The organism is Photorhabdus hindustanensis (assembly GCF_002968995.1).
Lineage (GTDB): Bacteria > Pseudomonadota > Gammaproteobacteria > Enterobacterales > Enterobacteriaceae > Photorhabdus > Photorhabdus akhurstii.
Window position 1 is genome coordinate 47,143 of the sequence record NZ_PUWT01000004.1, and the last position, 13,339, is coordinate 60,481.

Here is a 13,339-nt window from a genome sequence, read left to right on the forward strand (position 1 = left end):
GGTTTCCTTGCGGAGGATCTATGAAAATTATTATTGCGCCTGACTCATTTAAAGAAAGTCTCAGCGCCTTACAGGCCGCTGAAGCGATAGAGCTGGGATTTCGTGAAATCTATCCACAAGCCGAATACATTAAATTGCCGATGGCAGATGGTGGTGAAGGTACGGTTGAATCGATGGTTGCAGCCACCAATGGGAGTGTTGTACACCTGTCGGTTACTGGTCCGTTAAATCAGCCGGTGGATAGTTTTTTCGGCGTGCTAGGTGATGGAGAAACCGCTGTTATTGAAATGGCGGCGGCTTCTGGCTTGCATTTGGTGCCGATGGAAAAGCGCAATCCTCTGATAACTACGACTTATGGCACCGGTGAGCTGATGTTGGCCGCTTTAAATAAAGGTGTCAGAAAGATAATTTTAGGTATTGGCGGTAGTGCGACTAATGATGGCGGTGCTGGTATGATGCAGGCGTTGGGGGCCTGTTTGCTTGATTCTGATGGAAAAGAGCTGGAGCCTGGCGGGGCTGCGTTAAGTCGGCTTGCTAAAATTGATCTTGCTGGTTTGGATGCGCGTTTGAGACAGACTGAAATTATTGTCGCCTGTGATGTGACTAACCCGTTATGTGGCGAGTTTGGCGCATCTGCTATTTTCGGGCCACAGAAAGGGGCGACACCAAAGATGGTGAAAGAATTGGATGCGGCTCTGCGCCATTATGGTGAGAAAATTGAATTACTGACCGGCAGTAAGGTCATTGACGTACCCGGTGCAGGAGCAGCAGGGGGAATGGGCGTTCCTTTACTGGGTTGGCTGGACGCTAAATTGCAACCGGGCATTGATATTGTGATCTCCACGCTGGAATTGGAAAAGGCAGTCCAAGGCGCTGATCTGGTTATTACTGGTGAAGGCCGAATGGACAGCCAGACTATTTACGGTAAAACGCCGATTGGTGTTGCTCGTATCGCCAAAAAGTATGCTATTTCAACCATCGCATTGGTTGGCAGTATAAGTCAGAACTATAGCATCGTTCATGAGCACGGATTGGATGCCGTTTTCTCAATTATGCCCGGCGTTTGTTCTCTTTCTGATGCTCTTGCTTGCGGGCATGAGAATTTGAGGGTGACTGCCCGCAATGTGGCGGCGGTGTGGAAAATGGGTCAGCTGGAATAAGAATTTGACTTGGGATCGTAGTAAAAACCACAGGCACTCATAAAACCTTTTAATGCCGGTTCGTTAGCATTGGAGAACTTTTCAAGGTTTAATTTCCACTGGTTAATGGTGGGATGCTGAGCTTTTATTTCATTTATCAAATATAAACCCACTCCCCGGCGGCGTGTTATTTCACGGACACATAAATCTTTAAGCAGGCCGGATTGATCACTGAAAGTCACTTTTACTGCGGCCAGTAATCTATCATTAAAACGAGCAACGAACAGTTTATTGCCGTTTTTTAGATAGATTTGCCACTGTTCAGGTGTTTGCTGAGGCCATATTTTTTTCAGATCAATCGTATCTTGTGTTGATAAAACAGTAAGTTGTTCAATAGTTAGCTTCATGGTTTTTCCATATTAATTTTAGTTGAATAGCTCAATGGAGCGTCGTGTAACCGCTTTTATACATTACTGGAAAAATGTTTTTAACATGATCGATATTTCGAGCGAAAGATTGCTTTACTAATATTTAACCAGAATATCACACTATATTTTGTCTAAATTCCAATCAATTTTGGCGGTATTTTATTCTGTAATTAATGCTTTTAGCTACCTTGTTCATTTGATTTTAAGCATGAAATGCTATTTTAATAACATGAAAAATAAAATCTTATTCATAAAAATTACTTTATCTAATCAGCGATCACAAAAGATCACGGTTATCCCATTAGATAATCGGAGATCTAAAAGGTAAGCACAATAAATTAGATTAATAACAACACGGGGATAAATAAAATGAAAGTCATAACAGGTAAAAGCCTATTAACAGGCTGTATTGTCATGATGATGAGTCACTCACTGTGGGCGCAAGAGATCAAAGTGGCGATTGTGGGGGCAATGTCTGGCCCAGTTGCGCAATATGGTGATATGGAATTTACTGGCGCCCGTCAGGCAATTGCAGATATCAATGCTAAAGGGGGTATTAATGGCAATAAGCTGGTGGGCGTTGAATATGATGATGCGTGTGACCCGAAACAGGCTGTGGCCGTCGCGAATAAAGTGATTAATGATAACATTCGTTATGTTATCGGCCACTTATGCTCTTCGTCTACTCAACCGGCATCTGACATCTACGAAGATGAAGGTGTCATAATGATTACACCAGCGGCAACCAATGCCGATCTGACAACTCGTGGCTACCAGATGATTCTGCGTACTACCGGGCTGGATTCTGATCAGGGACCAACGGCAGCGAAATATATTGCTGAAAAGATTAAACCTCAGCGTATCGCTATTGTTCATGATAAACAGCAATACGGAGAGGGGCTAGCGCGATCTGTTCTTGATAAATTGAAAAAAGCGGGAGCTAATATTGTCCTGTTTGAAGGCGTCACGGCTGGTGATAAAGATTTTTCGGCTCTGGTTGCCCGCCTGAAAAAAGAAAATGTGGATTTTGTCTATTTTGGCGGCTACTACCCTGAAATGGGGCAAATTCTGCGTCAGGCTAAGCAGTCTGGTCTGAATATTCGTTTTATGGGGCCGGAAGGTGTAGGTAACTCCTCACTATCCAATATCGCCGGAGCCGCTTCCGAGGGCATGTTAGTCACATTACCTAAGCGTTACGATCAGGTGCCGGTGAACAAAGCTATTGTTGAGGCGATCAAAGGTAAGAAAAGCGATCCGACATGTCCGTTCGTCTGGACTACCTATGCTGCTCTGCAATCTCTGGCTGCGGCAATGAACCGTACCGGTAGTATGGAACCGACTGATTTGGTGAAAGACTTGAAAGCGAATCCAGTGGATACCGTAATGGGAACACTGAGCTGGAATGCTGTTGGCGATCTAAAAGGATTCGAATTCGGTATTTTTGAATGGCATGCAGATGGTTCTTCCACTTCTGTGAAGTAAAGTCATTAGAACGGTCATCAGCGCCTGTTTGCTAGGCGCTGTTATTCCAGAGGTACAACGTATGTCGGAGCAATTTCTCTATTTTTTACAACAGATGTTAAATGGAGTGACTCTGGGTAGTACTTATGCATTGATTGCCATTGGTTATACGATGGTTTACGGCATTATCGGGATGATTAACTTCGCTCATGGTGAAGTTTATATGATTGGTAGCTATGTCTCCTTTATTGTGATTGCGGCTCTTATCATGATGGGAATTGATTTGGGCTGGTTGCTGATTACTGCCGCTTTTTTAACATCAATTGTCATTGCTGCTGCTTATGGTTGGAGTATTGAACGAGTGGCTTACAGACCTGTTCGCCATTCCAAGCGCCTGATTGCCCTGATTTCAGCGATTGGGATGTCTATTTTCTTGCAAAACTATGTCAGCCTGTCACAAAGTTCTCGCGATCTGGCCTTGCCTAGCCTGATTACCGGACAGTGGGTATTAGGTGAAAGCGATGGATTTTCTGCCAGCCTTAGCGCAATGCAACTGACCATCTGGATAGTGACATTTCTTGCCATGCTGATATTGACGCTGTTTATTCGCTATTCCCGTATGGGGCGTGCCTGCCGTGCTTGTGCGGAAGATCTGAAAATGGCCAGTTTGTTGGGGATCAATACTAACAGAGTGATTTCCTTGACCTTTGTTATCGGTGCGGTAATGGCCGCAGTAGCCGGTGTTTTGTTGGGGCAGTTCTACAGTGTGATAAATCCGTATATCGGTTTTATGGCAGGAATGAAAGCTTTCACCGCAGCGGTATTGGGAGGAATTGGCAGTATTCCGGGGGCGATGATTGGTGGCTTGATCTTGGGAATTTCAGAAGCCCTAACTTCTGCTTATCTGAGCACAGAATATAAAGATGCCGTTTCCTTTGCTCTACTCATTGTTGTGCTGTTGTTTATGCCCACTGGAATCTTAGGCCGTCCAGAGGTAGAAAAAGTATGAAACATGCCAATTGGATGAATGCCGTTATTGCCTCAGTCGTTTTATTTGTGTTGTCTGCCTTTATGATGGGGATGCAATTGTCACTGGACGGTACGAAGTTGGTCGTCCATCGTGCCGATGAAGTGCGATGGTTATGGATTGGTATTGGCTGTGCGGTTGTTTTTCTGTTTCAGTTATTGCGTCCGGTTGTTCAGCAGACAATGAAGAAAATACCGATTAAAAATTGGTCGTTGCCGGATTTCGATGGCTCAACTAAAGGGCAAAAGTTATTGGCAATATTGGTCATTATTGCTGCAATTATCTGGCCGTTTATTGTCTCCCGTGGTAGTGTTGATATTGCTACGCTGACGTTAATTTATGTCATGCTAGGGTTGGGTTTGAATGTCGTGGTTGGTTTATCGGGGTTGCTGGTACTTGGGTATGCCGGTTTTTATGCTATCGGTGCTTATACCTACGCTTTGTTAAGTCACTATTACGGATTAGGATTTTGGCAGAGCTTACCGCTGGCGGGGTTAACGGCGGCTTTATCGGGGCTGTTATTAGGTTTTCCGGTATTGCGATTGCGAGGTGACTATCTGGCAATTGTTACCCTTGGTTTTGGTGAAATTGTTCGCATTCTACTGTTGAATAACACTGAAATAACCGGCGGTCCGAATGGTATCAGCCAGATCCCAAAACCGACTTTCTTCGGGTTAGAATTTAACCGCAGTGTGAAAGAGGGAGGTTGGGATACTTTCCACAACTTCTTTGGTTTGAAATACGATCCCAGTGATCGGGTCATCTTCCTCTATCTGGTGGTGTTACTGTTGGTAATACTGACAGTATTTATTATTAATCGGCTACTGCGTATGCCATTAGGCCGGGCATGGGAAGCGCTGCGTGAAGATGAGATTGCTTGTCGCTCTCTTGGTTTAAGTCCAACCCGAATTAAACTGGCTGCATTTACTATCAGTGCTGCATTTGCTGGTTTTGCCGGTACTTTATTTGCTGCCCGGCAGGGGTTCGTCAGCCCGGAGTCCTTCACTTTTGTTGAATCTGCTTTTGTGCTGGCGATTGTAGTACTCGGAGGGATGGGTTCACAGACTGCGGTGATTCTGGCGGCCGTTTTGTTGGTGGTTTCCCGTGAGATGATGCGTGACCTGAATGCCTACAGCATGTTGCTGCTAGGGGCAATGATGGTATTGATGATGATTTGGCGCCCGCAAGGGTTGCTACCGACAAAACGCCGTCATGTTAAATTGGAACGGCAGGTACAGGGAGGAAAGCAACCATGAGTGCAACGCCATTATTGCAAGTTTCCGATCTGACCATGCGCTTCGGTGGCTTGCTCGCGGTTAATAACATTGCCTTGAGGCTAAATCAGGGGGAAATTGTTTCTCTTATTGGCCCTAATGGTGCTGGGAAAACCACGATCTTTAATTGTCTGACCGGATTTTACTGTCCGACTAGCGGTACGATAAAACTGCGGGAGAAACATCTGGAAGGGTTATCTGGGCAGGCGATTGCACGTATGGGCATTATCAGAACATTCCAGCATGTGCGGTTGTTCCGAGAGATGACGGTGATTGAAAATCTGTTAGTAGCGCAGCATCAGCACCTGAAAAGGGGCCTTTTGGCCGGTCTTTTTAAAACGTCGGCATTCCGCCGAGCAGAATCTAAGGCTGTAGATTGGGCCATAACTTGGTTAGAACGGATTGGTTTATTACCATTGGCAAACAGACAGGCCGGTAATCTGGCATACGGTCAGCAACGGCGTTTGGAGATTGCCCGCTGTATGGTAGCTCGTCCGCAGATTTTGATGCTGGATGAACCTGCTGCGGGGCTGAATCCAAAAGAGACAGCGGAGCTTAATGCGTTAATTGCTGAACTGAGAGAACATCATCAAGTTTCTGTATTGTTGATCGAGCATGATATGAAATTGGTGATGGGAATATCAGATCGTATCTATGTTGTTAATCAGGGAATGTCTTTGGCGCAAGGACGGCCAGAAGAGATTCGTAACAACCCGGATGTTATCCGGGCATATCTGGGCGAGGTGTATTAATTATGTTGGAATTTAAGCGGGTATCTGCCCATTATGGAGAAGTTCAGGTATTACATCAGGTCAGCCTGAATATTCAGCAGGGGGAAATCGTCACTCTAATTGGTGCAAATGGCGCAGGAAAAACAACGTTGCTCAGTACCTTATGTAGTGAACCCAGAGCAACCGAAGGTTCCATTATTTTTCGTGGTAAGGAGATCACCCAATGGCCGACATCTCGTATTATGCGTGAGGACATTGCGATTGTTCCTGAGGGGCGCAGAGTGTTTGCTCGTATGACAGTGGAAGAGAATTTGGCAATGGGCGGCTTTTTTGCTGATAGGACTCAGTATCCGCAGCGCCTTCAGCGGGTTTATGATTTATTTCCGCGTTTACAGGAAAGGCGTCACCAGCGGGCTGGAACAATGTCCGGTGGTGAACAGCAAATGTTGGCAATTGGTCGCGCTTTAATGAGCCAGCCACAGTTATTGTTGCTGGATGAGCCTTCATTGGGATTGGCGCCGATAGTGATTATTCAGATTTTCGATACTATTCAGCAGTTGAGGGAAGAGGGGATGACAATCTTTTTGGTTGAGCAGAATGCAAATCAAGCGTTGAAATTGGCTGACCGAGGATATGTATTGGAAAACGGTAAAATTGTACTGGAAGACAGTGGGTCTGCATTATTGGTTAATGAAGCTGTGAGAAATGCGTATTTGGGAGGATAGAGACGTATTCTTTTTCACAGGAAGGGAATTCAGATGGTTGATTATCCTCGTAGTACTGGGAAGGTTGTTTTTCCCAAGGTGAGGACGCCATTAATAATGCTTTAAGTTTGGTATTAGTTGGGGTCGGGGCAACGAGTGTGGTTTCAAATGCCTTGAAACCCGCCCTTATTTTTTCTGGGTTTTTTTCGTCATATTTTAAGCGATATAGTTTATTGGTGGAGTGATGAAAGGCCAATTAGTTGTATTCAGCATAATTTGAGTGGCTAAAATCTACAGTCAAAATTATTTCTCTATTATTAAGCTAACTTTCTTTCATCAGAAAGAGAATGATTTTAAGAATGTTCATCTGTTATCTTGTAGAAGATATAATCAATTGGTAATAAAAATATTATTGATGCGGATATGGCAGAAATATATTCTTAGGATACTAAGGTTTTATTTGTTGTCATTTTAACGTTGTGAGTTAATTTGGTGAATTATTATAGATAACTGGAAAAAGGTAAATTTGTAAAATAAAGAATAGAATTATATAGCGCTATAGTAACCAAGATTAACATTATAATTTCAGGTGAATAACTCAATGGTAATAATTTCTATTTAAATTTTTTATATATGTTTTTTATATGTATTTTTTATATATCATATAATTTCACCAACTCTTAAATAATAGTAATTTAATTGAAGCAGAGCGTTGACATGAAATATATATCTGCTATAGTTTTTTATTATTGTGGTTTGTTTCAGATATGTCTCATTAATGACATTAATTATAATGTGGATATCTTAATGTTCTGGTGAGTTATTGTGGTATGTAAAGTCCACGTAATATATTGGGGAATTAATTTTCAAAGTTAATATTGGTTCTATGATGATTAAAGAGTATCTTTAATTAAGTGGTAATACTGTGTTCTGAAAATATTTATATGTAAGTTGAATGAGTCTTATTTAAATTTGAATGAGGAAAATAAATATGTCTAGAATAACTATTGTTGTTGATTCAGATGAGCAGAAAGCAGAAGTTTATTCTAATTCTCCTGTTCCAGTACATAAAGACTTAAATGCAGTTGGGCCTTTGAGTGAACTGACTATATCACCTCATGCTAGTGTGGAAGTTTTTAGAATAGATACGCCAATAATTCCAGAATCCAGAAAATCTCTGAGAGTTGTCAATACAGGGCTGGCAAATAGTGTTACGGCTAAATTTTACTGGTCTCATAGTTTTACCTCTGAATGGTTTGAGTCTGGTTCTATAGATGTAGGATTAGGAGAAGATAAGGTATTAAATGTGCCTAGCAACTCCTTTTATTATAGTAAATTTGTTATCTATAATAACTCGGATAAAGTTGCTTATGTGACGGCAAATTTGGTCTAAACATCTTATCTTAATTGAAGGGTTTCATTATGCAGACAGAAAATGTTTTAGACATAAGAACCATTGTAGCTAATGAATATGCGGTAAAAACGAGTGCATTAGAGTGGGATGTTACTGACATTGTAAAAAATGCAATCATAGGGGGAATCTCTTTTATACCCTCAGTTGGCCCTGCTATATCTTTTTTAGTCGGTTTATTCTGGCCTCAATCGAAAGAAAATATATGGGAAGGGATTGTCAAACAAATTGAAAGGATGATAGAGGAGTCTGCGTTAAAGACGATTAAAGGTATCCTTGCAGGTGATATTGCATATATACAAGAGCGGATGGCAACCGTTGCTGATCTTCTTGATAAGCACCCAGGATCAGAAGAAGCGAGGAGTGCTTTTAATAACCTGGCAGAAAATATAGACGGTTATCACAAAAAATTTAATAATTTTTCCGATGATGTTAACTATCAGATATTACCCATGTTTTCTACTACGGTTATGATGCAGATAACATATTGGGTTGCTGGTTTAGAGAGAAAAGATGAAATTGGGCTTAGTAATATCGATATTGAAAAAGTCCGAGGATTAATTAAAAAGACGGTAGAACAGGCTAATAGCTATATTAATAATATATATGATAGAGAGTTAAATGATGCTCTTAATAACTCGACGGCTGATACTGTTGCAAATAATGTGATGTCTGTTCATGGTCACTGTCGTTTACATGGAATTGAATATATCAGTATTTGGGATAGATTAAGTGAAGCTGAGTCTGTAAATAATAGAATCTATGTTGATGTTTTAAGTTATTCTACTTTCTTTGACCGTCAAACAGCAAAAGCCAGAATTCAGGCATTGACTCCAGAGAAAGATATGGCTCCACCTCTCAAACCGGCTCTTAATGGAGGAAAAAGAAGAAAGATAGATTCGTTAACGGGACATATTGTGCGTATTGGCGGGGCAGCGAGGGTCGGAGGTCTGACAGTTGTATTTGATGATGGTAGTCGCCATCAATTAGGTACAATATCTGGTGAGACGTCATCTATTTCTCTGAATGGTAGTCGAATTACCAGTTTGGAAGTATGGGGCAATGGTGCTGTTGATCAAGCGGTCTTTACTTTGAGAGATGGTCGTTCGTTGTCATTAGGTTCTCCTGGAACATCTCGGTATAGGAAATTTCATGTCGGTGAAAGCCACTATATTGCAGGGATATATTTGTCCAGTGATTACAGCCCATTAGCCGGTCAGGCAGCAAATATTGCTGTATCTTATCAACTGATAAATGACGATGAAAAATAATAGCTTTTAATAAGTATATTTTATATACGTAGAGTGTTATTAGCTTTTATTTAATTATCTTCTTTATTTGATACATTTGCCGGCATCTCTGTTCATATGGTGAATCATGCTTTTGATGTCGGCAATTTTTGTATATTATCTCAATAACTATTTACTTTAATAACTATTTACTTCAATAACCACGTTCCTTATAAGCAAACATATATTCCCTTGGGGATCGACCGGTCATTTTTTTGAAAAAGAGGATGAAAGCGCTATCACTGGAAAATGCTAATTCATTAGCGACAGATGACAAATTTCCCTGTTTTGCCAGTAATTCTATAGATTTGATCAAACGCCACTGTTGCCGCCACTGCTGGTAACTCAATCCTGTTTCTCGGCGAAAGATCCGACTGATGGTTTTCTCACTGGCGCCGATATTCATGGCAAGTATTTTGAGTGGTGGTGGCAGTGTGGTCAGAGGAATACGGGCCAAACGACGGTCGAAAGGGAGCGGTAATAATGTCGGTTCTCTTTTTGCCAGATGGATTTCGTCAAGGCAGACGGCCAATAGGTTAGCAGCAGCTCCATGTAACCAATCTGTATTAAAGGGAGCCAGCGCTATTCGTTCTAATACTGCGCGTAACAGAGGTGTAACTTCCAATACCTCAACGTGTTCCGCTAAGTATCCGATTTGATTTACATCCAGATAAATTGAGCGGTATCCGACGGATTCTTTTATTTCTGCTCTATGAATAATACATGGTGGAATCCAGGCAACCCGAGTTGGTGGAAGTATGCATAGGTGATCTGCCAGGGTGATATTAATGCACCCTTGTTGGGTAAATAATAATTGCCCCATCTCATGTTGATGAAATCCTGAGTCATGCTGACCTAGTTCGGCTGCAATCCCCACTACCGGTACTCCAAGGCTATCAGGATCAAAACTATCATCACGAGAAAGCCATGTCATATTTATGTCCTATTTAATAAATAAATTGTCTTTATTATTATAATGCGACAACTGATGGAGTGCTAATTTACGCTTATTGTCTAACTGATTAAGAAAAATACAATGCAACGTAAAATTGGACTTGTACTGGCAACAGCGTTAATGATGTTTCCACAAATTGTAGAAACCATCTATAGCCCGGCGTTAACCGATATCGCAAAGGAATTTAAAGTGAGTGCTGAACAAGCCGCTCAAACTTTATCTTTATATTTTTTTGCTTTCGCCATCGGTGTGGTGATTTGGGGACGTTTGTGTGATCTCATAGGAAGACGGCCAACGATATTGAGTGGATTATTACTCTATAGCGGTGCTTCATTAGTGGCATTACTGAGCCGTCAGTTTGAGTTGTTATTGGCGGCCAGAATGTTATCTGCATTTGGGGCCGCAGTGGGCTCGGTAGGAACTCAAACAATAATGAGAGATTCTTATCAAGGAAGTGAATTAGCTCGCGTGTTTTCTATCGTGGGCGTAGCTTTGGCAGTAAGTCCGGCAATTGGCATGATAAGTGGTTCTATTTTGGTGTACTTCTGGGGATATAAAGGCGTTTTTTTGGGTTTGTCTTTACTCGCGGTATTACTGTCGGGTTGGGGTGCTATTTATCTGCCTGAAACCCGTCCGGTAGCAGTGGCGATAATACCACTCACAAGTACTTTACTTATGATGCTCAAGGATATGGCAATTTGGCGTAATGCCCTGTTGATAGCCCTCTTTAACCTATGTTTGTTCAGTTATTACCAATTAGCTCCATTTAATTTTGAACGGTTAGGATTCTCTCCTGAGATGTTTGGTTACACAGGATTATTTTTGGCATCGGGAGCAGGTATTGGTGCTTGGTTGAATAAACTCTTGCTCAACAAACAGTGGAATTCATCAAATTTAGTGTTTCTTGCTTCTGTTATTGTTCTGATTGGTGGTGGATTGATAATGGTTCTGGAAGATACTTGGTTGTTTATTCTGCCTATGATTTTGATTGTTGTGGCCTACGGAATTGCAATTCCTAACATCCTGGCTTCTGCATTGATTAATTATACGGATAGATTGGGAACAGCAGGAGCATTATTGGGTTTGCTATATTATTTGATGTTAGGCACAGGTCTTGCGCTAGCGGGTTGGAACCAACATCTTGGTGTTGTCTTGATATGTTGTGGTTGTTTTATCTTATTGTTGGCTGTAACCAATTATTTCATTTTAATGAAAGCTGAGAATAACCTATCAGTTACAGAATGACCTGACATTGGGAAGATTTGGAATTATGGTAAACCAATCAAGCAAAAGAAAGGTTCAATGCAGATTTTATAATTGCCAGGCAACTAAATAATCTGCATTTTATTGCGTAAGGCCCCCAAAATTCGGCATTACTTTTTTTTGGTTTGGCAAAAAAGGCACTTTACCAAGAGGTACAGCGCCTTTTTTAATGAACTAACTTTAGTAATTAGTTCATGCCATATTTTTTCAATTTCTTACGCAGTGTGCCACGGTTGATGCCCATCATCAGGGCAGCGCGTGTTTGGTTGCCACGGGTGTATTGCATCACCATGTCCAACAATGGCTGTTCCACTTCAGCCAATACCAGCTCATACAGATCATTAACATCTTGACCATTTAATTGAGCAAAATAGTTCTTCAGTGCTTGTTTAACTGAATCACGTAAAGGTTTTTGAGTTACCTGATCTTGTGAATTTACAGTAGCAACGGTTAGTACGTCAGAATTTACGCGTTGTTCGAACATAGTTCTGTCAGCTCTTTTCTTTATATTACGCAAAATTTTCGAAATATGCCCCCAACACCTCCAGCTGTTCGCTGGCATCCTCTATGGTGTTGAATGTGCGCCGGAACTGGTCATCAGGAGCATGTTCCCGGAGATACCAAGATACATGCTTACGTGCGATACGGGCTCCCTTGCCTGGACCATAAAAGTCGTGCAATTCCCGTACATGCTCGTTCATCAAATGCTGTACTTCGCCAATCGGCATCGGTGACAGCAGTTCTCCTGTTTCCAGATAATGCTGGATTTCCCGGAAGATCCAGGGTCTTCCCTGAGCAGCGCGGCCTATCATCAGGGCATCAGCCCCGGTGTATTCAAGCACTGCTCTGGCTTTAAGCGGGTCAGTAATGTCACCATTGGCAATAACCGGAATGGCAACAGTCTGCTTAACTGTCCGAATATTGTCGTACTCTGCCTCTCCGTTAAATAAGCAGGCACGAGTCCTGCCGTGGATCGTCAGAGCTTGAATACCACAATGCTCGGCCAATTGGGCAATCTTTACACAGTTTTGTTCTTCTGGCGACCATCCAGTGCGAATTTTTAGCGTAACAGGAACATCTACTGCATTTACAACGGTAGAAAGAATTTTTTCCACCAATTCTGGGTAACGCAGTAAAGCTGAACCTGCCAGCTTACGATTCACTTTCTTGGCTGGACACCCCATGTTGATATCAATGATCTGAGCACCATTAGCGACATTAATCTTCGCTGCTGCTGCCATTTCATCAGGATCACTCCCAGCAATTTGCACGGAACGAATGCCCGGTTCGTCACTGTGAACCATACGTAGCCGGGATTTGTCTGTCTTCCAGACCTGTGGGTTGGAAGAAAGCATTTCCGATACTGTCATACCTGCACCCATTTTGTAACATAGCGACCGAAACGGGCGGTCAGTTATGCCAGCCATTGGGGCCGCAATAAGACAGTTTTTCAGCTGGTATTGTCCGATACGCATAAACGAAGAAAGAGTGGCCATACTGTGACTGCAAGGGCGCGTATATTACGCATTTTTCGCAAAATATGAAAGGCCAAACTTTGAGCAAATCGTCATTTGTTACAACTTTTTTCCAACTTTTCTTCTGGGATAAACATAATTATTCATAAATAACATGGTGTTATATGTTATCGGTAAAGTTT

General features: G+C 42.1%; 13 protein-coding genes. 9 read left to right on the forward strand and 4 right to left on the reverse strand.

Annotated elements, in window-relative coordinates:
* Positions 1-20: 20 nt before the first annotated feature.
* On the forward strand, positions 21-1,160 hold the full coding sequence (locus tag C6H66_RS01885; protein WP_105394655.1) for a glycerate kinase: 1,140 nt from the start codon (positions 21-23) through the stop codon (positions 1,158-1,160).
* Here the strand turns inward: C6H66_RS01885 and panM are convergent.
* Complete coding sequence (panM, locus tag C6H66_RS01890) at positions 1,148-1,546, reverse strand: aspartate 1-decarboxylase autocleavage activator PanM (protein ID WP_105394656.1); 399 nt, start codon at positions 1,544-1,546, stop codon at positions 1,148-1,150. The two genes, C6H66_RS01885 and panM, sit on opposite strands and share 13 nt — an antisense overlap.
* A gap of 390 nt (positions 1,547-1,936) precedes the next feature.
* Here panM and C6H66_RS01895 point away from each other — a divergent pair, with 390 nt between their 5' ends.
* The 7 genes from C6H66_RS01895 (at position 1,937) to C6H66_RS01925 (ending at position 9,446) form a co-directional block, all read left to right on the forward strand.
* Positions 1,937-3,049, forward strand: coding sequence for a branched-chain amino acid ABC transporter substrate-binding protein (locus C6H66_RS01895; RefSeq protein WP_105394657.1), 1,113 nt, complete (start codon positions 1,937-1,939; stop codon positions 3,047-3,049).
* 61 nt (positions 3,050-3,110) lie between these two features.
* On the forward strand, positions 3,111-4,037 hold the full coding sequence (livH, locus tag C6H66_RS01900) for a high-affinity branched-chain amino acid ABC transporter permease LivH (RefSeq protein ID WP_036776022.1): 927 nt from the start codon (positions 3,111-3,113) through the stop codon (positions 4,035-4,037).
* Complete coding sequence (locus C6H66_RS01905) at positions 4,034-5,311, forward strand: high-affinity branched-chain amino acid ABC transporter permease LivM (protein ID WP_046395120.1); 1,278 nt, start codon at positions 4,034-4,036, stop codon at positions 5,309-5,311. The genes livH and C6H66_RS01905 overlap by 4 nt, the downstream gene beginning before the upstream one ends.
* Positions 5,308-6,081 carry a high-affinity branched-chain amino acid ABC transporter ATP-binding protein LivG gene (gene livG / locus C6H66_RS01910; RefSeq protein ID WP_046395119.1) on the forward strand — a complete coding sequence of 258 codons (774 nt, stop codon included), beginning with the start codon at positions 5,308-5,310 and terminating at the stop codon, positions 6,079-6,081. Before C6H66_RS01905 ends, livG begins: the two co-directional genes overlap by 4 nt.
* A gap of 2 nt (positions 6,082-6,083) precedes the next feature.
* Positions 6,084-6,785, forward strand: a complete 702-nt coding sequence (gene livF, locus C6H66_RS01915) for a high-affinity branched-chain amino acid ABC transporter ATP-binding protein LivF (protein ID WP_046395118.1) — start codon at positions 6,084-6,086, stop codon at positions 6,783-6,785.
* A gap of 970 nt (positions 6,786-7,755) precedes the next feature.
* Positions 7,756-8,157 carry a hypothetical protein gene (locus tag C6H66_RS01920; RefSeq protein ID WP_036809336.1) on the forward strand — a complete coding sequence of 134 codons (402 nt, stop codon included), beginning with the start codon at positions 7,756-7,758 and terminating at the stop codon, positions 8,155-8,157.
* A 29-nt stretch (positions 8,158-8,186) separates the two neighbouring features.
* Entirely contained in the window at positions 8,187-9,446 is a 1,260-nt protein-coding gene (locus tag C6H66_RS01925) for an insecticidal delta-endotoxin Cry8Ea1 family protein (protein ID WP_105394658.1), read from the forward strand.
* Positions 9,447-9,618: 172 nt separating this feature from the next.
* On the opposite strand, the gene C6H66_RS01930 is transcribed toward C6H66_RS01925, so the two are convergent.
* Positions 9,619-10,398 (reverse strand): AraC family transcriptional regulator, encoded by a 780-nt coding sequence (locus C6H66_RS01930; protein ID WP_105394659.1) that lies wholly within the window; start codon positions 10,396-10,398, stop codon positions 9,619-9,621.
* 102 nt (positions 10,399-10,500) lie between these two features.
* On the opposite strand from C6H66_RS01930, the gene C6H66_RS01935 reads away from it, so the two are divergent.
* Positions 10,501-11,664, forward strand: a complete 1,164-nt coding sequence (locus C6H66_RS01935; RefSeq protein ID WP_105394660.1) for a Bcr/CflA family efflux MFS transporter — start codon at positions 10,501-10,503, stop codon at positions 11,662-11,664.
* A 205-nt stretch (positions 11,665-11,869) separates the two neighbouring features.
* Here C6H66_RS01935 and fis read toward each other — a convergent pair whose 3' ends face one another.
* Both fis and dusB read right to left on the reverse strand, forming a co-directional pair.
* Complete coding sequence (gene fis / locus C6H66_RS01940) at positions 11,870-12,166, reverse strand: DNA-binding transcriptional regulator Fis (RefSeq protein WP_010847912.1); 297 nt, start codon at positions 12,164-12,166, stop codon at positions 11,870-11,872.
* 25 nt (positions 12,167-12,191) lie between these two features.
* A complete protein-coding gene (gene dusB / locus C6H66_RS01945) occupies positions 12,192-13,157 on the reverse strand; it encodes a tRNA dihydrouridine synthase DusB (RefSeq protein ID WP_036776082.1) in 966 nt (321 codons plus the stop codon).
* Between the last annotated feature and the right edge of the window lie 182 nt (positions 13,158-13,339).